This window comes from Bradyrhizobium sp. MOS001, from assembly GCF_004634465.1.
Taxonomy (GTDB): Bacteria; Pseudomonadota; Alphaproteobacteria; order Rhizobiales; family Xanthobacteraceae; genus Bradyrhizobium; species Bradyrhizobium barranii.
In genome coordinates, this window is sequence record NZ_SPVJ01000052.1 from 1 (window position 1) to 20,803 (window position 20,803).

General features: G+C 63.9%; 20 protein-coding genes, 2 tRNA genes and 2 pseudogenes. 13 read left to right on the plus strand and 11 right to left on the minus strand.

What is annotated here, in order from left to right; all coding sequences use genetic code 11:
* Positions 1 to 100: 100 nt before the first annotated feature.
* Positions 101 to 337: a hypothetical protein gene (locus CT676_RS36780; protein ID WP_135216583.1), complete on the minus strand. Its 237-nt coding sequence runs from the start codon at positions 335 to 337 to the stop codon at positions 101 to 103.
* A gap of 87 nt (positions 338 to 424) precedes the next feature.
* On the opposite strand from CT676_RS36780, the gene CT676_RS36785 reads away from it, so the two are divergent.
* A complete protein-coding gene (locus tag CT676_RS36785; RefSeq protein ID WP_135216584.1) occupies positions 425 to 688 on the plus strand; it encodes a hypothetical protein in 264 nt (87 codons plus the stop codon).
* Between the two features lie 83 nt (positions 689 to 771).
* Here the strand turns inward: CT676_RS36785 and CT676_RS36790 are convergent, their stop codons facing one another.
* On the minus strand, positions 772 to 1,476 hold the full coding sequence (locus CT676_RS36790) for a hypothetical protein (RefSeq protein WP_135216585.1): 705 nt from the start codon (positions 1,474 to 1,476) through the stop codon (positions 772 to 774).
* 122 nt (positions 1,477 to 1,598) lie between these two features.
* A complete protein-coding gene (locus CT676_RS36795) occupies positions 1,599 to 2,072 on the minus strand; it encodes a hypothetical protein (RefSeq protein ID WP_135216586.1) in 474 nt (157 codons plus the stop codon).
* A 307-nt stretch (positions 2,073 to 2,379) separates the two neighbouring features.
* Between CT676_RS36795 and CT676_RS36800 the strand changes: the two genes are divergently transcribed.
* Positions 2,380 to 2,865, plus strand: a complete 486-nt coding sequence (locus tag CT676_RS36800) for a hypothetical protein (protein WP_135216587.1) — start codon at positions 2,380 to 2,382, stop codon at positions 2,863 to 2,865.
* Between the two features lie 56 nt (positions 2,866 to 2,921).
* Positions 2,922 to 3,458 (plus strand): hypothetical protein, encoded by a 537-nt coding sequence (locus tag CT676_RS36805; RefSeq protein ID WP_135216588.1) that lies wholly within the window; start codon positions 2,922 to 2,924, stop codon positions 3,456 to 3,458.
* A 123-nt stretch (positions 3,459 to 3,581) separates the two neighbouring features.
* Here CT676_RS36805 and rlmB read toward each other — a convergent pair whose 3' ends face one another.
* Positions 3,582 to 4,412: a 23S rRNA (guanosine(2251)-2'-O)-methyltransferase RlmB gene (gene rlmB / locus CT676_RS36810; protein WP_167768290.1), complete on the minus strand. Its 831-nt coding sequence runs from the start codon at positions 4,410 to 4,412 to the stop codon at positions 3,582 to 3,584.
* Positions 4,413 to 4,618: 206 nt separating this feature from the next.
* Here rlmB and CT676_RS36815 point away from each other — a divergent pair.
* A tRNA-Tyr gene (locus CT676_RS36815) sits at positions 4,619 to 4,704 on the plus strand.
* 109 nt (positions 4,705 to 4,813) lie between these two features.
* On the opposite strand, the gene CT676_RS36820 is transcribed toward CT676_RS36815, so the two are convergent.
* A complete protein-coding gene (locus tag CT676_RS36820; protein ID WP_135216590.1) occupies positions 4,814 to 5,830 on the minus strand; it encodes a hypothetical protein in 1,017 nt (338 codons plus the stop codon).
* 429 nt (positions 5,831 to 6,259) lie between these two features.
* Between CT676_RS36820 and CT676_RS36825 the strand changes: the two genes are divergently transcribed.
* Positions 6,260 to 6,451 (plus strand): GIY-YIG nuclease family protein, encoded by a 192-nt coding sequence (locus CT676_RS36825; protein ID WP_135216627.1) that lies wholly within the window; start codon positions 6,260 to 6,262, stop codon positions 6,449 to 6,451.
* A 25-nt stretch (positions 6,452 to 6,476) separates the two neighbouring features.
* On the opposite strand, the gene CT676_RS36830 is transcribed toward CT676_RS36825, so the two are convergent.
* Both CT676_RS36830 and CT676_RS36835 read right to left on the minus strand, forming a co-directional pair.
* Entirely contained in the window at positions 6,477 to 7,508 is a 1,032-nt protein-coding gene (locus tag CT676_RS36830) for an LLM class flavin-dependent oxidoreductase (RefSeq protein WP_135216591.1), read from the minus strand.
* 144 nt (positions 7,509 to 7,652) lie between these two features.
* Complete coding sequence (locus tag CT676_RS36835) at positions 7,653 to 8,582, minus strand: LysR family transcriptional regulator (protein ID WP_275552137.1); 930 nt, start codon at positions 8,580 to 8,582, stop codon at positions 7,653 to 7,655.
* A gap of 108 nt (positions 8,583 to 8,690) precedes the next feature.
* Here CT676_RS36835 and CT676_RS36840 point away from each other — a divergent pair, with 108 nt between their 5' ends.
* The 3 genes from CT676_RS36840 to CT676_RS36850 are packed head-to-tail and all read left to right on the plus strand — an operon-like array spanning position 8,691 to position 11,809.
* On the plus strand, positions 8,691 to 10,049 hold the full coding sequence (locus tag CT676_RS36840) for an MFS transporter (protein ID WP_135216593.1): 1,359 nt from the start codon (positions 8,691 to 8,693) through the stop codon (positions 10,047 to 10,049).
* Entirely contained in the window at positions 10,046 to 10,549 is a 504-nt protein-coding gene (locus CT676_RS36845) for a GAF domain-containing protein (RefSeq protein ID WP_135216594.1), read from the plus strand. Before CT676_RS36840 ends, CT676_RS36845 begins: the two co-directional genes overlap by 4 nt.
* A gap of 12 nt (positions 10,550 to 10,561) precedes the next feature.
* On the plus strand, positions 10,562 to 11,809 hold the full coding sequence (locus CT676_RS36850; protein ID WP_135216595.1) for an amidohydrolase family protein: 1,248 nt from the start codon (positions 10,562 to 10,564) through the stop codon (positions 11,807 to 11,809).
* A 62-nt stretch (positions 11,810 to 11,871) separates the two neighbouring features.
* On the opposite strand, the gene CT676_RS36855 is transcribed toward CT676_RS36850, so the two are convergent.
* Positions 11,872 to 13,929 (minus strand): ATP-dependent helicase, encoded by a 2,058-nt coding sequence (locus CT676_RS36855; RefSeq protein WP_135216596.1) that lies wholly within the window; start codon positions 13,927 to 13,929, stop codon positions 11,872 to 11,874.
* Positions 13,930 to 14,057: 128 nt separating this feature from the next.
* Between CT676_RS36855 and CT676_RS36860 the strand changes: the two are divergent.
* Positions 14,058 to 14,647: pseudogene (locus tag CT676_RS36860) on the plus strand (TMEM175 family protein).
* A gap of 9 nt (positions 14,648 to 14,656) precedes the next feature.
* Here the strand turns inward: CT676_RS36860 and CT676_RS36865 are convergent.
* On the minus strand, positions 14,657 to 15,037 hold the full coding sequence (locus CT676_RS36865) for a YciI family protein (RefSeq protein WP_135216597.1): 381 nt from the start codon (positions 15,035 to 15,037) through the stop codon (positions 14,657 to 14,659).
* A 167-nt stretch (positions 15,038 to 15,204) separates the two neighbouring features.
* On the opposite strand from CT676_RS36865, the gene CT676_RS36870 reads away from it, so the two are divergent.
* Both CT676_RS36870 and CT676_RS36875 read left to right on the plus strand, forming a co-directional pair.
* A complete protein-coding gene (locus CT676_RS36870) occupies positions 15,205 to 15,414 on the plus strand; it encodes a hypothetical protein (RefSeq protein WP_244623390.1) in 210 nt (69 codons plus the stop codon).
* A gap of 26 nt (positions 15,415 to 15,440) precedes the next feature.
* Positions 15,441 to 15,644 carry a hypothetical protein gene (locus tag CT676_RS36875; RefSeq protein ID WP_135216598.1) on the plus strand — a complete coding sequence of 68 codons (204 nt, stop codon included), beginning with the start codon at positions 15,441 to 15,443 and terminating at the stop codon, positions 15,642 to 15,644.
* 10 nt (positions 15,645 to 15,654) lie between these two features.
* On the opposite strand, the gene CT676_RS36880 is transcribed toward CT676_RS36875, so the two are convergent.
* Complete coding sequence (locus tag CT676_RS36880) at positions 15,655 to 16,368, minus strand: transporter substrate-binding domain-containing protein (protein ID WP_135216599.1); 714 nt, start codon at positions 16,366 to 16,368, stop codon at positions 15,655 to 15,657.
* A gap of 319 nt (positions 16,369 to 16,687) precedes the next feature.
* Here CT676_RS36880 and CT676_RS36885 point away from each other — a divergent pair.
* Positions 16,688 to 19,103 (plus strand): annotated as a pseudogene (locus CT676_RS36885) (ATP-binding protein).
* 330 nt (positions 19,104 to 19,433) lie between these two features.
* Positions 19,434 to 19,507, plus strand: a tRNA-Gly gene (locus CT676_RS36890).
* A gap of 904 nt (positions 19,508 to 20,411) precedes the next feature.
* Here CT676_RS36890 and CT676_RS36900 read toward each other — a convergent pair.
* The gene (locus CT676_RS36900; protein WP_135216600.1) at positions 20,412 to 20,768 is read right to left on the minus strand and encodes a hypothetical protein; all 357 of its coding nucleotides are present in this window, start codon (positions 20,766 to 20,768) and stop codon (positions 20,412 to 20,414) included.
* Between the last annotated feature and the right edge of the window lie 35 nt (positions 20,769 to 20,803).

Sequence of the window (20,803 nt, forward strand, 5' to 3'; positions counted from 1 at the left end):
CCCGATGATCTGCTCTTCCGAAAAGCGGCTGCGCTTCATGCTCTGGTCCTTGTCGTGGGCCAGAACGAACTTCAAACTGGATTAAACCCGCGGGGCAAGGTCAAGACTGCTCCGTTTCAAGCACGTACGGGCGAAGGATGTCAGACCAAAAGAGCGGATGATCGTCGGCGCAACCGTCAATCAATTCTTGGAAGACTAAAGCTGACAAAACGAATGGTGCTCCAAAGCTGTCAAAGCCTTGCGCGGTCTCGGAACCAAATACGTCCCTTTGGAGTGAGGACGAGACCTGAAACGCTTTCTCGCCATCGCCGCTGCGTTCGCCGTCGCCGACGCTCATGCGGCGCCTCTTGACGATGCAATCAACTGCGCGAATTACGCCACTATTGATGCGGTCTGTCGTGAGCAAAAAGACCCAAGCGACCCTTTGCTCGGCAAACTCAAGACTGCAGCAGGCGTGTTGCACGGTCGCAGCATTCGCATAGGTGCGCAGGCTGGCGTTTCCAAAGAAGCGGTTGGAGCCTTGGCTACTATCGCCAACGACAAGATGACAAACGAGATGTCGCGCAAGTGCGACAACATCAAAGTGTTGCGTGATCAATTCGAGGGAACTTGCCGCCCGGTGATGGATCAAGCGTATAAAGATACGCTCATGATGATAGACGAGATCATGAAGGGAAAGGGTCGCTAAGAAGTTAGCGAACGCGCCGCGCTAAAGCACTAGCGACCTTTTCCTCCATCGTCTGCGCTTACGCATTGCAGTGAGCGCAAACTTCATGGCTTCATACCCTCTTCGATCATGCGCAGCGTCTTGGGAGCGCCAGCGCACCACTTGGCCATCGCAGCCTTGTCGCGGTTCCACGACCCGATGATAGCGGCGCTGCCTATCATCACTATTTTCTTGCCGACGTTTTTCAGCAATAGCTCCTTGGCCTGCTCGACAGTCGGGGACAGCTTGATCTCGCAGACCGATTCGTACAACGCGATCCTGATTGCCAGACTGATCTTGGTGCTTTCCACGTCGGATGCTTCTTCGGTCGCAGGAACGGCCAACAAGGCCGCATTCTTCTGGTTCAATTGTTCCTGCGCTTCGTTTTCTTTAAGTTTTCCGTTGGCGTAGTCTTGCAGGATGACCCGTACCTCCGAGTCGATCCTTAACCACTTGTGTCGTGAGGCTGCATCGACACAGATCGACCAGAGACTGGACATGTCGCGCCGCTCACGATTGGCGATGTAGTCGTAACCCTCGGCGTAGTCCTTTTTCCATCGTGAATTGTTTCGGTACATCCGGTCGAGCTTGGCGTTCTCCTTCGCATCGGCCACGGTCAGGATACCCTTGCAATAGAGTTCGAGGGAGGCGTTCGCAAAACCGTAGTCACTGGCGGCCTTGCCGTGATCGACCGCGTGCGCGGCGCCGGTCAGGGCGAGCAGTGTTGCGGAGGCTAGGACGATGGCGGCGGTGCCGGGTAGTCGTTTCATGTGTCACCTCATATCCGCGAAGTGAACTTTTCGGCATTCCATGCTTCCAGAGGTGCGTTTCGCCGCCATGAAACAGGCGGCCCGTAGGGCCGCCTGATCCTCTTCACCCGACTTGTGCCGTGTTACTGGCAGATGTGCTGGAGGCCGTTCGCTCCCTTGTACCAGGTCCCGGGCCGGCAAACGATGCCGTTGCGGGCCGCATAGGTATCCCAATTGCCGTACCAGCCCATTTCGCTACGGCCGCCGGCATATCCACCGGAATTGTCATAGGCGTAGGAATTGTCCCAGCCGCGGAACGGCGCGGATGCAACGGCTGCCGCGGTGCCGACGGCGGCGCCAGCAACGGCGCCTGCGGTGTCGACCGGCCAGAAGCGCGATCGAGTTCCGTCATCCGGATTCACTTGGCCGCGGGCCATGTGCCGGCGCCGATAGGCGCGATCGGTGGTGGGATTGCCGGGGGTGAGATTCTGGCAATTGGGATCCTGGAAGAGCCCCGTGCAGCGGCCCGAATTGTCGACTGTCGTTTGCGCGAAGGCCGGTGTTGCCAGCGTGGACGCGACGATCGCGGCCAAGCCAAGAAACTTCAGGCTCGTCATGGCATTTGCTCCATGTTGTTGAGACCTGTGCTAAGCGCGCCATCCGGCAGTCGTTCCGCGGCTTCTCGCATGTGGGGTCACATCGACGTGAGCCCGCCGAGGATGTACAGTTTGTGCCACGCAACCTCGTGCGATCCGGCATGTGCGGCGGGTTTGTGTCCCGTTAACGCTTCGCTAGCGCAGCTTGCGGCATTTGAGCCGCTATCGACCCTTGCACGTTAGGCTTACCGGAAATTGATGAGCGGGCCTTAACCCTCTCCGCGTGGCGATCGGATAGGTTGAGCGTCGGATAAACCGGGATCCTTCCATGCGCGCTCTCGCGCTCGCCGCCTTTCTGATCGGATTGCCCGCGACGGCGTTTGCCGGCGGCGGCTTCGATATCGTCGTTCCTGGCCGCCCGGGCGTGCCCATCATCATCGACAACATCGACGTGTCCTACAGCGTGGTCGAGGGTGTCTGGGGTCTCGGCAAGAACGTCCAGGTGCAGCCGACCATCTATGGCGGGCGCTACATCGCCGAGCGGCAGCCCGAGGACGTCGGCCATTATTATCCGACCATGGGCTTGCGGCCCGGCTACGGCCGGCTCGAGGTCGAGCCGCCCGCGAACCGCAAATTGCCCAGGCCCGCCGAGAGCTATCACCAGAGCTGGGGTGTGCAATCGGCGCCGCTGCCGCCGCAGATGGACGTGCCCGTCAATCCGCCGGCGGTGATCTTTGCGCCTGAGATCAACGACCGTCCGCGGCGTCCTCGGCCGCGGCCGCATGCACAGGCGCCCGGAAGGCCGCCAACTTAAGAAACGTCAAAAATTCAAGAAAAAATCCAAGATACGAAAATCAACAGGAGAGAGTAATGCGTCAGACGATTTCGGGACTGGTTGCGGCGGCTGCCGTGATGTTCGTCGCCACCGCGCCCGCCGCGGCTTGCGGCTTCAGCACGTGCGCACCGGTTGCGCCGGTCTATAGCGGCTGCAACACGGGTTGCGGTAGCTGGGGCTATGGCCCGGGTTATGGCGGATGGGGCTTTGAGCACCTCGCCGAGCCAGCCACGCAGTATTACTACGTCAACCAGGGGCCGACCTACACCGGGCCGGGCGCATTCGCGCCGTACCCGACCTATCGTGAGGACGCAGTCGTCGCGCCCGCCAACTACGGCTACGGCCGTGGTTATGGCTACGGCAACGGCTATGGCTATCGTGCCGCCGCGGTCGAAGCCCCGGCCGCCTATCCCTATCAGCGCCCGTACTACCGTCCGTATCGCTACGGCTATGGCCCGCGCTACGGCTATCTGCCGCGCGTGCATTACGGCTACGGTCCCCGCTACGGCTACGCCCGTCGCGCCGCGCCGTACTATTACGGCGGCCACCGCGTGCTGCGCCGCTATTACTGATCGTTTGACCGGTTGAATTGAGAAACGCCCGCCCGCGCGATGCGGACGGGCGTTTTGTTTTTTGGATCCTTAGTTTGACGCGTTTTCTTGACGCGAACCGGTATCCACTCGCTCGAAAACGCTCTACCGCTTCATCAGCCCGAGCCGGCTCGCGCCGACATAGAGCGAGAGCACGGCGGCGTTGGAGACGTTGAGGCTCTTGATCTCGCCGGGCATGTCGAGCCGCGCCACGACGCTGCATGTCTCGCGGGTCAGTTGCCGCAGGCCCTTGCCTTCGGCACCAAGCACCAGCGCGAGCGGCTCGCGCAGCGTGACGTTCGAGAGGTCCTCGCTGCCTTCGCTGTCCAGCCCAACGGTCTGGAAGCCGCGCTCGTTCAGCGCGGTGAGTGCGCGGGCGAGGTTCTGCACGATCACCATTGGCACCAGCTCGAGAGCGCCGGAGGCGGCCTTGGCCAGCACGCCGGTTGCCTCGGGGCTGTGCCGTGCCGTGGTGACGATCGCCTTCACCGCGAAAGCTGCTGCGGAGCGCAGGATGGCGCCGACATTGTGCGGATCGGTGATCTGGTCGAGCACCAGCACCATGCCTTCCTGGTCCAGGGTCTCGATGTCGGGCGAGGGCAGGGCGTCGGCCGCGGCGAGCAGGCCCTGGTGCACGGCGTCGGGCGACAGCAGGCGGTCGATCTCCTGGGGCCGGACGATCTCGGGCGTGACGCGGGTCGCGATGTTCTCGTCCGCAAGCCGCTTTGCGGCGTTCTCGGTCAGCGTCAGCTTGCGGATCTGCCGCTGAGGGTTGGCCAGCGCCATGGTCACGGTGTGCCAGCCATAGAGGATGACCGGTCCGTCGGACTGCGAATCGCGGTCGCGCCAGGCCGGCCGGCCGGCTGATTTTCCGGGCCTGTTGAAGGGCTTAGCCCCGCCGCGGGGGCCCCTTGGGGTGAATTTTCGATCCTTCATGGGCTTGCTTGTGTCACGGGTCCCGGAATATGGCAATTTGGGTGGCGTCGGGGGCGATTTTAGCTGTTCGCCTCGGTTGACTTTGCCCCACCGCATCGCCCATAAACGCGCCCGGTCGCGCCCCCATCCGGGCTGTCGCGGCCTTCACGTTCCATGGCCGTCTTCGGTCGCCGGCAAGGTCCGGCCCGATTGTGCTGCCGTCGAGCGGGGGAGTGTCCCGAGTGGCAAAGGGAGCTGACTGTAAATCAGCCGCCTCATGGCTTCGCAGGTTCGAGTCCTGCCTCCCCCACCATCTTGATTTTGCTGGTAAAAATCAATTTTTTCCAGATTTCGTAAAATGGCGAGAGCGCTCGATTTTGACGTTGGGTCAGGGGTGGGTCACTTTTTGTGTCAGAGGCTGATCACGGCAATCCGGGTGTTGCCTCGTGTCTCCTCAGCGCCTCTCGAAGCTGCTCGATTTCTTCTGCCTGGGCGGAAATAGTTGCATCGCGCTCCTGAAGCTTGTGCTGCAATGCGGCGAACTCGGTCGCGACATTGTTTGCGTATCTGGTGGCCTTTTCCTTCACAACCGCCACTCGGCTCTCAGTTTCCGCCTTAGCCGCATCGATCTGGACCCGCGCGTCCTGCTGAACCAGAGCAATGGTTTCGTTCGCGCAGAATTCAGCCTGCTCGACCAACTTGATCGCCTCTGCGCGTTGTCGCCGGCCGGCTTCCGCAAGCGCCTCTGCATCCGCCTTTCGGGCCATCCACTCGTTGCGCTCGAAGCGCTGACGCTTCTTCCCGAGTCGCTTCAGTCCGTGCCGGGACGCCACGTCGTAGTAGAAGTTGTTCTGGAACTGCTTCATCGCGGCCTGATGAGCTTTCTTTTGCTCGCGCTTGGAGCCGCCGCGCTCGGCTGCCGCTTGCCCGGCCCGCAGGCCTGGATGAATTCTCGTCAGGTGGAGGCGGCGGTCCGCATCGAGGTGGCTCACGGCGATAAACTGAATGTGGGGTTGGGCCTCGTCGATGTGCTCGACGACGCTCATCAGGTGGTCGCCCCAGTACTGGCGGAGCCATGCGATGCTGTCGTCGCGAAACGCGGCCCAGCGGCTCATTGCTTCAGCATCATCAAGACAGGGGGCCAGCGGCTCGGGCCAGGAGATCACGCCGGCCAGGATGATTGGGGCGTCGCATCGAAGGCGACGGCCTCGCACATCGACGGCCTGTCGCCCAAGCTCGTCGGCGAATGCAACCGCGTCGCGGGGATCGCAGCCAAAGCGCTGAATGTGCGGCTTCGGATCCGCCAAATGCGGGCAGGCATGCGGCTCGCGCACCTGCTCAGCAGCGATCCCGTGCATCGATCGCTTGCGTCGACGGCTGTTCTTGTGATGCGCTCCGACCCTGCCGTACACTTCGAAGCGAATGAATTGCGGTCCCATGCGGATGTCCTCGTGTTGAGGTTTTTATCCGCGACGGCCCGGCAAGTCGGAAGGGCAGCTAACACCTAGTCGGTTACTAGGTGTTAGAAATCGGTTTGAGCGCCAACGACCGCCATTCGGCCAATGGGTACCAGACTTGGCCGGTACGCGAGACGGGCAGCGAGCCGGGCGCACTCAGCAGACATACGAGAGCAACGCAGGGGAGGCCGTTTGCTGGCAATGCGGCCGAGTACGTGGGGCGGGGCATCCAGCGCAACGAACTAGGCCGTCCGGACCTTGTCGGATGTCAGGTGTGCGAATTCGGCTCTTGCTGCGATCCCACCAGCCCGGCCAACCGCTGCCGAAGCTCGGTTCGCGTGAGGGAGACCGGCTGCGGACCGTGGGCCGTCAGCAAATTTTCGAGCGCGATGCAGATGAGGTCAGCGCTATATTGGCCTGACGGCGAACCTCAAAAAGCGGCTAGCGGATCTTAACGCGGGCAACTCTCCGCATACCTCCAAATACATGCCTTGGAGGCTGGTTACCTATGTGGCCTTCTCAGATATCGAGAAGGCGAGAGCCTTCGAACGTTATTTGAAGTCGGGTTCGGGCCACGCCTTCGCGAAGAAGAGATTCTGGTGAGCGAAAGCAAAAACGGACTATCGCCTTACTCCATCATCTCCCGCACCATCGGCACCACTTTCCTCCCGTAAAGCTCGATGCTCCGCATCAGTTTCTCGTGCGGCAAAGGCCCCGCCGAATACTTCAGCTGGAAGCGCGAAATGCCAAGCGCCTTTGCGGTCTTGGCGATCTTGCGCGCGACGGTTTCCGGCGAGCCGACATAGAGCGAGCCGTGCTCCGCCTCATTGACGAACTCGTCGCGGCCCATCGGCGGCCAGCCGCGCTCCTTGCCGATCCGGTCGCGCATCGCCTTGTAGTCGGGCCACAGCTCTTCGCGCGCCTGCTCATCCGTCTCGGCGACGTAGCCAGGCGAGTGCACGCCGATCGGCTGTGCCGGGCGGCCGAACTCCTTGAAGGCGCGATGGTAGAGATCGACGTAAGGCGCAAAGCGCGTGGGATCGCCGCCGATGATCGCGAACATCAGGGGCAGGCCGTAATGCGCTGCGCGCACCACCGATTGCGGGCTGCCGCCGACGCCGATCCAGGCCTTAAGCCGGTCGTTCTCGACCGGCGGATAGACCAGCTGCTCTTTCAGCGGCGGACGCAGCTTGCCCTCCCAGGTCACCGGCTGCTGCGACAAGAGAGCCGTGAACAGATCGAGCTTTTCCTCGAACAGCGCCTCGTAAGCGCGCAGGTCGAAGCCGAACAGCGGAAAGGATTCGGTGAAGGAGCCGCGGCCGAGGATCACCTCGGCACGTCCGTTGGAGAGCGCATCCAGAGTCGCAAAGCGCTGGAACACGCGAATGGGGTCGTCCGAGCTCAGCACCGTCACGGCCGAGCCGAGATGGATGCGCTTGGTGCGCGACGCGATCGCGGCGAGCACGGTCTCGGGCGAGGAGATCGCAAAATCAGATCGGTGGTGCTCGCCGAGGCCGATGAAATCGAGGCCGAGCTCGTCAGCCAGCACGGCCTCGTCGACGACGTTGCGGATCACCTGAGCATGCGCGAGCGTCTTGCCTGTGCCGTCCTTGGTGACGTCACCAAAGGTATCCAGTCCGAATTGAAGCGGTGAGGTCATCGATCAGGTCTCTGCGGGGGGAGGGGGGTGCGAGCAGCGCCCGCATGTGGGAAATTGTTTGCTGTGCAGCTAAGGCGCGGAGACCGCTTCGACAATGCTGCTCCGGGAAAGGCTGGTTTTCCGGTTTTTCATCGCCCCGCCGGCTCAGTCGGACTTGGCGAACGTCTCGACCAGGGTCTCGCGCAGCCAGCGTTGCGCCGGTACGGTGTCGTTGCGCTGGTGCCAGAACAGGCTGACGATGCGCGGTGGCGCCTTGAGCGGAAGCGGCATGGCGTGCAGGAACGGCGCGTGTCGGGATTGCGAGCGCAGCTCGCTCGGCAGCACGGCGATCAGGTCGGTCTGGCGCACGACCTCGTAGGCGGCGCTGTAATGATTGACGGTCGCGACCAGGTTGCGCGACAGCCCGCGCGAGGCGAGGAAAAGATCGTAGGACGGCAAGGTCTTGCCGGCGAGGCTCACGTCCAAGTGCCCCGCATTGAGGAAGCTGCGCGTGCTCAGCCGCTTCATCGCGGCGAGCGGATGGCCGCGCCGCATGAAGCAGGCGTAGTCGACGGTCCACAGCGAGCGCGAGCGAATGGCGGCCGGCTGTTGCGCCTCGTTGACATATACGCTCAGCACGCAATCGACCCTGTTGTCCTCGAGCTGGTCGGCGATCTCCAGAATGGTGTTGGGTACGGTATGGACGCGCGCCTTGGGCGCGACCCTGCCGAAATGGTTCAGCAGGTTCGGCATCACCAGCGAGGCGACGTAGTCCGACATCGACAGGCTGAACTCGGTCTGCGCGCGGCGCGGATCGAACACCTGCTCGTCGAGCGCGCCGCGAACGCGTTCCAGCGCCTCGCCGATCGGCTCCCACAGCACCACGGCGCGCTGGGTGGGGCGGATGCCGGTGCCGGACCTGACGAACAGGGGATCGCCGAGCGCGTCGCGCAGGCGCGCGAGCGCGTTGCTGACCGCCGGCTGCGTCATCAGAAGCGCATTAGCGGCGCGCGTGACGCTGCCTTCGGTCATCAGGGCCTCGAAGACTTTCAACAGGTTGAGGTCGAGCGATCGGAACGACAGAACATTCACCACAGTGATGTACTAGATCATAATTATAAATTATGACGATAATATCTCTTTGTCTATGGTTCCTCCAAGGGATGAGCGGAGTGCCGGGCCGCCAGACAGAGGGGGACTTTCATGTCGATGATCTCGGCGCGCGTCGAGCGCCTTCCATTCGCGCGTTTCCACACGCATCTGCTGTTGATGGGCGGGCTCGGCTACGCATTCGACGCGATGGACGCAGCCGTGCTGGCGTTCATCCTGCCGGTGCTGCGCACTGCCTGGAACCTGTCGAGCGTTCAGATCGGCGTGCTCGGCAGCAGCACCTATATCGGCTTCCTGTTCGGCGCGCTGCTGGCGGGCACGCTGGGCGACCTGATCGGGCGCCGCGCGGTGATGATGTCGGCGCTGGCGCTTTACTGCGCAGCATCGATCGTGAGCGCGATGGTCGATACCTGGCCGTCCTTCTTTGCCGCCCGCGTTGTCGCCGGCATGGGGACCGGCGCGGAGAGCGCGATCATCGCGCCCTATCTCGCGGAGTTCGTCGCGCGGCGCTATCGCGGCAGCTTTACCGGCGCACTCGCCGGCTTCTTCTCCTTCGGCTTCGTCGCCGCAGCCTTGCTCGGCTACTTCATCGTTCCCGCCTACGAGAACGGCTGGCGCATCGTGCTGGTGATCACAGCGGTGCCGGTCGTCATGCTGCTGTGGTGGCGCCGGGCGCTGCCGGAATCGCCGCGCTGGCTCGAAAGCCGGGGACGGGAGAAGGAAGCCGAAGCCGTCCTCGACAGGATCGAGGCAGGCTTTGCGCGCGCGGGCCATGTCCTGCCGCAGCCGGTCGTCGAAGCGACGGCGCCGGCCGGAGCTACCGGAACGCTGCTCGCCAATTTCGCGGCGCTGCTCGCCGGCCGCCAGGCGCGCATCACCATCATGACCTGGATCATGTGGCTGGCGATCACCTTCAGCTATTATTCCTTCTTCGTCTGGATCCCCGGCCTGCTGGTCCAGAACGGGATGAGCATTACCAAGAGCTTCGCCTATTCGATCGCGATCTATTGCGCGCAGATCCCCGGTTATTTCAGCGCCGCGTATTTCAACGAGCGCATCGGGCGGCAGGCGACGATCGCGACCTACATGGTGCTCGGCGGTGCCAGCGCGCTCGGGCTCGCCTTCGCGCAAAGCGACCAGCAGATCATGGCGGCGGGGATCTTCCTGTCCCTGTTCATGAACGGCACCTATGCGGGCGTCTATGCCTATACCGCCGAAGTATTCCCGACGCCGGTCAGGACCACGGGTGCCGGGCTCGCCTCCGCAATCGGTCGCATCGGCGCGATCGTCTCGCCGATCCTGGTCGGCTATCTCTATCCGAATTTCGGCTTCGCCGGCGTATTCGGGGTCACCACCACTGTGCTGCTGCTCGGGGCAGTCACCGTCGTGCTGATGGGCGTGCCGACGCGCGGCCGCTCGCTGGAAGAGATCGCGGCGGGTGAAGTTGCATGACGCGGACGAAAGTTACCGCTGATCCCTGGCTCTGCGCCGTCGCGGCGGCGCAGAGCAGGGCGGATCAGCCGGATGCACTATTCGCGGCACTCGACGAAGCCGTGAAGTCGGCGATCGGGCACAAGCTGTTCACGATCCTGACCTACGACGGGGACAGCGGCGAAGCGGCGCGGGTCTATTCCAATCTTCCCGGTCCGTACCCGACCGGCGGACGCAAGCGCCTCGCGCCGGGCCCGTGGACCGAGGCGGTTCTTGATCGCGGCGAGGCCTATATCGGCCGCACGCAGGATGATCTGCGCAAGGTGTTCTCCGACCACGAGCTGATCGCCTCGCTCGGCTGCGCGAGCGTGCTCAACATGCCCGTGCGCTGGCGCGGCCGTACGCTCGGCTCGCTCAATCTGCTTCACGAGGCGGGCTGGTATGGCGAGGACGATATCGCCGCGTGCCTTCCCTTTGCCCAGCTCACCTTGCCGGCGCTGCTTGCGCCGGTCGACTTCTGACAGGATTCCGCGATGTCCAGCATCCTCTTCAAGAACGCCGCGCTGCTCGATCCGCTCCAGGCGGAATTGCTGGCAGGCCATGATGTGCTGGTCGAAGACAGCCTGATCAAGGAGGTCTCGGACCGGCCGATCCAGGCCACCGCCGATCGCACCATCGATCTCAAGGGCAGGACGCTGATGCCCGGCCTGATCGACCTGCATGTGCACGCCATCGCCGTTGAGCTTAACCTGGCGCAGCAGGTGCACATGCCGAACGTGCTGGTGACGCTGCGCTCGACGCTGCTGCTGCGCGGCATGCTGCGGCGTGGCTTTACCACCGTCCGCGACGCCGGCGGCGCCGGCCATGCGCTGAAGCAGGCGATCGAGACCGGCCTGACCGACGGGCCGCGGCTGTTCGTCTCCGGCCGTGCGCTCAGCCAGACCGGCGGCCATGGTGATATGCGGGCGCGCTCGGATTACCTCGCGAGCGACGCCCCGTGTCCCTGCTGCGTGCGTGTCGGGGCGCTGGCGCGCGTTGCCGACGGCGTCGATGGCGTGCGCAGGGCAGCACGCGAGGAGCTCCAGATGGGCGCCGACCAGATCAAGATCATGGCGTCCGGCGGCGTCGCTTCACCGACCGATCCGGTCGGCGCCTTCGGCTACTCCGAGGACGAGATCCGCGCCATCGTCGAGGAGGCGCGCGGGCGCCAGACCTACGTGCTCGCCCACGCCTACACCGCTGCCGCCATCGAACGCGCGGTTCGCTGCGGCGTGCGCACCATCGAGCATGGCAATCTGGTCGATGCTCCGACCGCGCGCCTGATCGCCGACAAGGGTGCCTATGTGGTGCCGACCCTCGTCACCTACGAGGCGCTGGCCAACGAGGGCGCCCAATACGGCCTGCCGCCGGAGAGCGTGGCCAAGATCGCCGATGTCCGCGACGCCGGTCTGCGTTCGCTCGCGATCTATCGCGACGCCGGGGTAAAGATGGGATTTGGCAGCGATCTGCTTGGAGCTTCTCAACGCCTCCAGAGCGACGAATTCCGCCTTCGCGCCGAAATTCTGGGAGCGCGCTCCGTCATCGCCAGCGCGACTTTGATCGGCGCCGAAGTGCTCGGCATGGAGGGTAAGCTCGGCCGGATCGCGCCCGACGCTATTGCGGACCTGCTCGTGGTCGACGGCAACCCGCTGCGCGATGTGGCCTGCCTGCTCGGCCAAGGCGAGCACATCCCGATGGTGATGAAGGCAGGCAAGGTCCAGTTCGACCGGCTGAACGCTTAAAGCGTTTTCGAGCGAAGAGGATACCGGTTCGCGTTAGGAACACACGTCTAAACAAGCCTGCGCTACCGCCACATCCCCCGCATCCGCGCCCCGATATCGATCTTCGGGCCCTGCGCCGCAGCGCGGGCCGCAGCCGAAGCCGCCTTCGGCCAGGCGGTGCGCTCGAACAGATAGACGAGGGATTCCGGGATGAAGCGGGTGCGCGAGGCGTAGACGTGGCGATCGCCCTTGGCTTGCTGGCCGTGGGTGAAGAAGCGCTGCGGCACGACAAGATGCAGATCGTCCTTGGCGCGCGTCATCGCGACATAGAGCAGGCGGCGCTCCTCCTCAAGCTCGGCCGAGGTACCGGCGCCGAGATCCGACGGCATGCAGCCGTCGACGACGTTGAGCACGAACACCGACTTCCATTCCTGGCCCTTGGCGGAGTGGATGGTGGAGAGGATCAGATAGTCCTCGTCGCGGAGCGGAGGACCTGATTTGTCGCTGGTCGCATCCGGCGGGTCGAGCGTGAGCTCGGTCAGGAATTTTTCGCGCGAGGCATAGCCGCTCGCGATCTGTTCGAGCTGCATGAGATCGGCGCGGCGCGTCTCGGAATCCTCGTGGATGCGATCGAGATGCGGCTCATACCAGAGCCGCACGCGCTCGAGATCGGCGGGCCATTCCGAGTAACGCAGATTTCCGACCGTGCGGACGAAGTCGGTCCACTCGGCGCCGGTGCGTGGCGGCACCGCAAGCTGGCCGAGCGCGGCAAGCGGGTCGGTGCTCTCCGCCATCTGGTCGAGCACGCGCTGCGCGGTGGCGGGGCCGACGCCGGGCAACAGGTGCAGGATGCGGAAACCGGCGACGCGGTCGCGCGGATTTTCGGCAAAGCGCAGCAGCGCCAGCACGTCCTTGACATGCGCGGCATCGAGAAATTTCAGTCCGCCGAACTTGACGAAGGGGATGTTGCGGCGGGTCAGCTCGATCTCCAGCGGACCGGAATGCGAGGACGTCCGGAACAGCACCGCCTGGTGCTTGAGCAGCGCGCCTTGCTCGCGGTTGGCCAGCACCTCCTCGACGATGTAGCGCGCCTGGTCGGCCTCGTCGTGGACGGTGACGAGCTGCGGCTTCTGCGACGAGGTGCGGTCGGTCCAGAGGTTCTTGGTGAAGCGTTCGCGCGCAAGCCCGATGACGCCGTTGGCCGCCGCCAGCACGGGTTGCGCCGAGCGGTAGTTGCGGTCGAGCGTGATCATCTCGGCGCGGGGGGAGAAGCTTTGCGGAAAATCCAGGATGTTGCGCACGGTGGCGGCGCGGAACGAATAGATCGACTGCGCGTCGTCGCCGACCACGGTTAGCCCGCGTCCATCCGGCTTCAGCGCCAGCAGGATCGAGGATTGCAGCCGGTTGGTGTCCTGATATTCGTCGACCAGCACGTGATCGAAGCGGCCGCCGATCTCTTCGGCGATCAGCGCATCGCTCATCATCTGCGACCAGTAGAGCAGGAGGTCGTCGTAATCCAGCACGTGCTGGGTCTGCTTGGCCTCGACATAGGCCGCGAACAGGCCCTTCAGCTCGGCGGCCCAGCCCGCGCACCAAGGATAGTGCTGGCCGAGCACTTTTTCGATCTCCATCTCGGCATTGACGCAGCGCGAGTAGATCGACAGGCACGTGCCCTTGGCGGGAAAGCGGCTCTCGGTCTTCGACAGGCCGCGCTCGTGCCGGACCAGATTCATCAGGTCGGCGGAATCCTCGCGGTCGTGGATGGTGAAGGCTGGATCGACGCCGATCCGCTCGGCATATTCGCGCAGAAGGCGCGCGCCGATGCCGTGGAACGTGCCGGCCCAGGTGAGGGCGTCGCGCATGATCGCGGCATTGTTCTCGCCCAGCGCCTTTCGGGCGATGCGCTCAACCCGGCCGGCCATCTCGGCCGCGGCGCGGCGGGAGAACGTCATCAGGAGGATGCGGCGTGGATCGGCGCCTGCGACGATCAGGTGCGCGACGCGATGGGCGAGCGTATTGGTCTTGCCGGAGCCCGCGCCGGCGATGACGAGCAGGGGGGCGCCCACGGTCGCGCCGTCGGCGACGCCATGCTCCACGGCGCGGCGCTGCTCCGCATTGAGCGTGTCCAGATATGTCGCCACGAATCGCCCCGGTGAAAGGGTGAGAGTCGGCGATCCCGGTGCGAATCGCAATGCGGCTGGACGGAACCAATGTTAAGACCTAGGGACAACACGGCCCGAAGTTCCAGCCCGAGAAGCGCGCAACCGGCATGACCGAGCTCAAGCCCGACCAGTTCGAGATGCGGCGGCTGGAGTCGCTCAGCAACACCATCTTTGGTGTCGCCATGACGCTACTCGCCTACGACCTGCCCAAGGCCGCGGTGTTCACCAGCGCCCCGAGCTGGAGCGATCTCGCCCATGTCTATTCCGGCAAGCTCGCCGGTCTCGCGCTCAGCTTCATCATCGCCGGCGTGTTCTGGATCAGCCACCACCGCCGGCTCGCGCGCCAGCCCGTGGGCAGCCGCGGCATGGTGATCCTCAACCTGTTCTTCCTGCTGTCGATCGTGCTGCTGCCGGTGACCAATGGCCTCTACATCAATTACAGCATGAGCAGCGCGGTGGCCGTGCTGTACGGCCTGCATCTGACCGCGATCGCCGGCCTCAATGCCTGGCTGTGGTGGCGATTTTGGGCGGCTGGCGCCACGAGATCATGGCCTCGATGTTTCCGCTGCTGGTGTTCATTCCGGGCACGATCGATGCGGCCTTCGCGCCGCACGTCGCGCCCTTCGTGTGGTTCATCGCCTTTGGCGGGCTGCTGATCCAGCGCTTCTATGTCGCACCGACCGGGCCAGGCGCGTGAGGCGGCGGCTCACCCTTTTGTCGCGCCGAACCCGTCGACCGGCACGTAAAGCTTGACCGGGCGGATTTCGTAGACCGCCGACGGGTTGACCTCGCGCAGCTTCCGCGCCGCTGCGATCGCTTCCTCATCGGTATCGTAGTCGACGAGATGGAAGCCGAGAAGCTGCTCCTTGGTCTCGGCAAACGGGCCGTCCAGCACCATGCCCGCGCCGGGGCCGCGCAAGGTGTGCGCCTTTCGGGTCTCATCCAGACGGGCGGCCGGCCCAAGGTGTCCGCTTGCCCTCAAGGGCGCCTGAACCTCGATCACTTTGGCCACGACCGCGGCGTCCTGCTCGGGCGTCCAGGACAAAATCTCGTCTTCCACGTGGTAGGCCAGGATGGCGTAAAGCATCGTCACCTCGTTTGTTTTTCAAGCTCGCAGTCGGAAGGATGTATGAGCGCCGTCGATACCGACAATCCCGGAGACTAACATATTGCGTCGCGCAAGTTGCGACGAAACCGTCCTGAAACCCGATTGCCGCCCTCGGAGGTGAACGCTTCCCAAAGCCGAGGCGACTGATGGCCACCAAGAACACTTCGGAGGCGGCCATGTCGACCATAAAGATCATCTGCGACGCGCGTCGGGCGGGAAAGTCGGAAGCCGCGGATTTGCACGACCAGTCCGGCCACCACCGCTATTACGGCAGCTCGGCCGAGAACGGCGGTGAGCGGATCGTCGAAAGCCGCCGCGGAAAACGCCCGCGCGCGTTCAATGTGTGTGGCTTCTGACGCCTTCGGCGATACCGTCTTTCAACATGGACGTCCTGCAAATATCGATCGCGGCGATGCCGTTCCTGCTTGCGCTGATGAGCCGGACGCGAAAGGCAATCGCGCCGTGCCTGCTGACGAGCATCATCACCGTGCTGCTCGGCGACGAGCCTCATCGGGCGGTCATGGCCTGGTGCGTCGGCGTGCTGATTGCCGCCGTTGCCCTGGGTGAGCGGCATCGCGCGAGCTGACCCGGCGCCGTCACGGCGCGCTCAGGACCTGTTTGACCAACGCCTCGCGCAGCGTGGCCAGCTCGCCACTCGCTTCCATCTGCGCGATCACCTTGCCGACCTTCGGCACCAGATCGCGATGGCGTTCGTGCAAATAATGGTAGATGTGGATGCGCTCCAGCGGTGGCGAGAGCGGGACAATTCTGGTCTGCAGATTGAGTTTCCTCACCGCGACGAGCCCGCTGAAGAGATCGGTGACCATCAGCTTGAAACGGTCGGCGTCGAGCATCCTGATCATGTTCTCGAGGCTGGTGGTCGTGGTGACGCGGGCCATGCCGCGCGTCCCGGCCTCTGAGGAGCCGACGCCGCGGACGATGCCGATGCTGTACTCCCTGATCGAATTCCAGCCGGCGACGTCGAAACGGAGTTTCGTCGCGAAGACCGCCGGCTCGATGTAGTTGATCGCCGGCGTGACCTGAATCAGCGTCGGGTAGTCGCTGGAGAGCGTTCCGATCCGCTGGATCTCGCCATCGACCTCGCCGGCGCTCGACAACGCCAGCGCGCGTTTGCCAGGGACGTCCTCGAACTCCAGCTTGATATTCAGCTTGGCGTAGACGGCCCGCAGCATCTCGCCGCCGACATATTGATCGGGGATGTCGGCGATCCGCGCCAGCCGGATCAGCTCCTGCGCCTGTGACGGACCGGCGGCGAGCAATGACAGGCAGGCGACGATGATCCGCCACATGACGCGTCTCCTTTACCCTGCATGGCTACCATTGGATTCGGATGGCCGCGATCCACCTGGGGTGGCACCCGTGTGGCGGCCGCAACGCTCGCTTGTCTTGCAGGCGACTGCGGACTTTAGCCAATGTCATTCCAGTACGCGAAGTGATAGTTTGCGCGAGAATCCTGCTGCTGGGCGCAAGACAAGACCCCGCCAAGCCGCCCATGGGCCGGCAGGATCGCCACGCAGGTCGCGTGATGAGAGAATTTCAACTGTCGAATTGCTCGCGGCTGCGACCCGCCGTCCGGAGCAGGGTGCCGCCATTCCGGGGACGTGGTGCATGGGCAACGCAGGCGACGAGGACTCCAAGCGCAGCAGTCGCGCCGGTCCCCCGGCGGCCGCGAAGCAGGATTTGAGCGGGATCGGCGCTGCATTTGCGCCAGGGATGATCGGAGCGCTGCTGTCGCGGATCTTCAACTGGTCGCGCAGTGGCGTCGGGCCGGCGCCTGCTGGCCGCCGTGCTGCTGTTCTCCTCGATCGTCACGCTGATGCTGACCGCGCTTCAGCTCTATCTCGACTACGACCGCGAGGTCGGTGTCATCGAGACGCGGCTCGACGAGATCGGCCGCAGCACGACCGGCAGCCTCGGCGAGAGCCTGTGAAATCTCGACCAGAACCAGCTCAAGCTCCAGCTCGACGGCATCCTGCGGCTGCCCGACATCCGCGCCGCCGAGGTGCGCGAGATCGCCGATCGTCCCAATCCGATCCGTGTCGCGGTCGGCGAGCCGAGCACCCGCTCAGCCGTGACACGCGACTATCCGCTGAACTACAGCGTCCAGGGGACGTCACGCCCGATCGGCGTGCTCCATGTCGAGGCGACGCTGGCCGAGGTCTATCAGCAATTGCTGAACCGGGCCTTGGTCATCCTGGCAAGCGAGGCCGCGAAGACCTTTGTCGTCTCGCTGTTCATCATCTACATGTTCCATCTGCTGGTGACGCGGCATCTGGCCGCCATCGCCGAGTTCGTCGGCCAATACAGCCTGTCGCGGCCGCCGCCGCCTTTGCACCTCGAGCGCCGGCCGCCCCGCGATCCCGACGAGCTGGACAAGGTGATCGACGCCTTCAACGCGATGTGCGCGAACCTCGAGCGCGCCTATGGCGAGCTGCGCGAGGCCAACGCAAATCTCGAGCGCGACCTGAATATCCGCCGGCGCGCCGAAGAGGACGCGCGTGCCAGTGAAGAGCGTTTCCGCGACTATGCCGAGACCGCGTCCGACTGGTTCTGGGAGACCGGACCGGATCATCGGTTCACCTACGTATCCGACCGGGCCGGCGCCTTCGGCATGGACAACAAGGCGCTGGTCGGCAAGCACCGCACAGATGCCGCCTCCGACCGCGACGCCGAGCCTGAGAAATGGCGCGCGCACGTGGCGACCTTGGACCGCCACGAGCCGTTCCGGAAGTTCGAATATCGCGGGCGCGACGTGGCCGGCCGCATGCATCATTTCAATGTCAACGGCCAGCCGATCTTCGCGGCGGACGGACGCTTCATGGGCTATCGCGGGTCGGCCACCGACCTCACGGCGCAGCACGAGGCCGAGGAGCGGCTGCGCCAATCTCAGAAGATGGACGCGATCGGTCAGCTCACCGGCGGCGTCGCTCACGACTTCAACAACGTGCTCACGGTCATCACCGGCACCATCGAGATCATCCAGGAAGGGCTTGCCGACAAACCCGAGTTCGCCGCGATCGCACAACTGATCGACGATGCGGCGGCGCGCGGCGCCGAGATCACCTCGCAGCTGCTAACCTTCGCGCGCCGCCAGCCGCTGGAGCCCCGTGACATCGACGTCAACGCACTCGTGGTCGAAACGGCGAAGCTGCTCAAGCCGATCCTCGGCGAGCATATCGAGATCGTGACCCGGCTCGCGGACGACGCCTGGTCCGCGATGGCAGATCCGTCGCAGCTCTCGTCTGCGATCGTCAATCTCGCCGTCAACGCGCGTGACGCGATGCCGGGCGGCGGCCGGCTCACGCTGGAGACCGCGAACCGCGAGCTCGACGGCACCAGCGGTGCCGGCGACGGCGACGTCATGCGCGGCGCCTTCGTGATGATCGCGGTGGCCGACACCGGTCACGGCATCCCGGCCGACATCCGCGAGCGCGTGTTCGAGCCGTTCTTCACCACCAAGGGCGTCGGCCGAGGCACCGGACTTGGGCTCAGCATGGTCTACGGCTTTGCCCGCCAGACCGGCGGCACCGTCGTCATCGAGAGCGAGGAGGGGCGCGGCACGGTGATGCGGCTGTTCCTGCCGCGGTCGAAGGGCGAGGCGCCGGCCAGGACGGCGCCGGTTCAACCGCCCGCGTCGGCACGCGGGCACGAGACGATCCTCGTGGTCGAGGACGATCCGCTGGTGCAGGGCTATGTCATCGCCCGGCTCGGCACCCTCGGCTATCGCACGCTCGCCGCCAGCGACGGCGCAGCCGCGCTTGCGCTGGTCGACCAGGGCGTCAAATTCGATCTCCTGTTCACGGACATCATCATGCCCGGCGGCATGAACGGACGGGAATTGGCCGAAGCCGTCCGGCGTCGACGGCCGGGGGCGAGCGTGCTCTACACCTCCGGCTACACCGACGACACCATCGTCCACGAAGGACATCTCGATCCCGGCCTGGCGCTGCTCAGGAAGCCGTACCGGAAATCGGAGCTGTCGCAGAAGATCCGTGAGGTGCTTGCAGGCGAGCCGCCGGCCTGAGCGGAACTCATCCATGCGGCGCCACCCACGAAAAAAGGCGCGGCGGGGAGGCCCCGTCGCGCCCGATTTCTTGCTCGCTGGTCCAGGGCTGAGAGCGCCCCGATGCCAGGCCTTTCGTCAAAGCCTAGCGGGCGATCCCAGCGAGGTGACAGCGCTTGAGATAAGACACTGGATCACCTCCTTTCGTTGGTTTCGGGACTCTGAATATAGGACGAAATCCCGCCGCCGTTAAGGGCGCCCCGGGGGCGGGAACTGGCCTGTCCGCGAGACGGGAAAGGCCGGTTCGGAGCAGTTGAGACTGCCGCCCGGTCGTGTTAGGGAGCCAGTGATGCGGGTGTAGCTCAATGGTAGAGCAGCAGCCTTCCAAGCTGAATACGAGGGTTCGATTCCCTTCACCCGCTCCAACCACCAACATGCAGCAGCAGAAGCGGTTGCGGGACAAGGCGTTACGTAACGCGCTCAGGCATATCAAGAGTCCGTCGTGCGACCAAGAAGCGCTCTTTGGGGCGCTCCGGCGCAACCGTCGTCATGAGACTGAGAGGCCGATGATGAGGCAACCAATCGGCCCTCACTGAGTGGCGCGCGTTCTTTCTTTGTCACGCATTGTCACGCGAATCCTCATTCGACTAGAATCCGTGAAAGCAAAATCACAAGCCACGAAACAACGCGGCTTCACTACATAGGAACTACGGAAGTGTTTGCTCGGGCATTGAGGCTGCGAGCGTTGCTTGGCACCATCTCGGGTGGCGCGCCTCATAGCTGGTGAATTGAGCCGTTTCCATCGGCTGTTCTTGCTCAACACTACCCTGACGTTCCCAACCTTGGCGACATGAGCCTGCTGTCCAGACGAAGGAGTCGGCCGAGGACAGATGCGCCGCATCCTCCAATCGCACGTCGATGAGGCGAAGACAGAGGATGAGCGGAAGCGAGTGCGGAAGGAGTTGAGGGAGTGCGCTCGGGTCGATCGAGGCGCCGGCTAGTAATCGGTCTTGGTCTTCTCGGCGATGTCCATGTATGTGCGAAGGACATGGTCCGCGAGTTGTTGTGGCGCAAAATCACGTCCCTTCTCATCTACACCAACCCACGCGTGGTAATCTGGTCGCACGAGTTGGTAGGAATAGCGCAACGATTTTATGGAAACCCCTTAAATACATCAAATAGCAAATGAGCACTTCTCTTTGATATCCCGGGATCTGCGAAGACGATCGGCACGCTCCGCGACGGTTTCTTCGTGTGGGTTGCTGCCCCGCTCCGTAGCTCGCGATTCAATTGCTGCAGCGGCCCCTTCGATGCCCCAGCGCTGCAGTCCTACATACAGCCGCGTCTTCGGTAGCCAAGGCGGCATTGCGGGCGATCGACCGTTGGCACAAAGGTCGTGAAGTCCCAGCCGTCATCCAAGGACCTGTTCTTGATCGCGTCCCTTTCAACGCGAGTCCAGGGTGTCTCGCCCCACTCCGGTCGGAATAGCACCACAACCAGACGGGCGGTTCTCCCGTAAACTTGGCTGAAGCTTTCCTGCCCGTCTGTTCCGGCAATCTCTCGTCGCCGTTCGCTATAGATGAATGTTTTCAAGCGCGGGGACAGAAAATCGTTTAGTTGCGTAGCCACACCTTCATCGATGGCGCAAAAACTGAAAGCAACGTCGTATTCAAATTCCTCGGCCACTTGCCCAACCCCTTGCAGTAGATTTTGCAAACAGA

Coding starts and splice junctions, on each gene's coding strand:
- CT676_RS36850 (WP_135216595.1), top strand. CDS start 10,562: ATGTCCAGCATCCTCTTCAAGAACGCCGCGCTGCTCGATCCGCTCCAG.
- CT676_RS36870 (WP_244623390.1), top strand. CDS start 15,205: ATGGCCACCAAGAACACTTCGGAGGCGGCCATGTCGACCATAAAGATC.
- CT676_RS36780 (WP_135216583.1), bottom strand. CDS start 337: ATGAGCGTCGGCGACGGCGAACGCAGCGGCGATGGCGAGAAAGCGTTT.
- CT676_RS36805 (WP_135216588.1), top strand. CDS start 2,922: ATGCGTCAGACGATTTCGGGACTGGTTGCGGCGGCTGCCGTGATGTTC.
- CT676_RS36865 (WP_135216597.1), bottom strand. CDS start 15,037: ATGCTTTACGCCATCCTGGCCTACCACGTGGAAGACGAGATTTTGTCC.
- rlmB (WP_167768290.1), bottom strand. CDS start 4,412: ATGAAGGATCGAAAATTCACCCCAAGGGGCCCCCGCGGCGGGGCTAAG.
- CT676_RS36840 (WP_135216593.1), top strand. CDS start 8,691: ATGTCGATGATCTCGGCGCGCGTCGAGCGCCTTCCATTCGCGCGTTTC.
- CT676_RS36845 (WP_135216594.1), top strand. CDS start 10,046: ATGACGCGGACGAAAGTTACCGCTGATCCCTGGCTCTGCGCCGTCGCG.
- CT676_RS36795 (WP_135216586.1), bottom strand. CDS start 2,072: ATGACGAGCCTGAAGTTTCTTGGCTTGGCCGCGATCGTCGCGTCCACG.
- CT676_RS36790 (WP_135216585.1), bottom strand. CDS start 1,476: ATGAAACGACTACCCGGCACCGCCGCCATCGTCCTAGCCTCCGCAACA.
- CT676_RS36880 (WP_135216599.1), bottom strand. CDS start 16,368: ATGTGGCGGATCATCGTCGCCTGCCTGTCATTGCTCGCCGCCGGTCCG.
- CT676_RS36800 (WP_135216587.1), top strand. CDS start 2,380: ATGCGCGCTCTCGCGCTCGCCGCCTTTCTGATCGGATTGCCCGCGACG.
- CT676_RS36830 (WP_135216591.1), bottom strand. CDS start 7,508: ATGACCTCACCGCTTCAATTCGGACTGGATACCTTTGGTGACGTCACC.
- CT676_RS36820 (WP_135216590.1), bottom strand. CDS start 5,830: ATGGGACCGCAATTCATTCGCTTCGAAGTGTACGGCAGGGTCGGAGCG.
- CT676_RS36875 (WP_135216598.1), top strand. CDS start 15,441: ATGGACGTCCTGCAAATATCGATCGCGGCGATGCCGTTCCTGCTTGCG.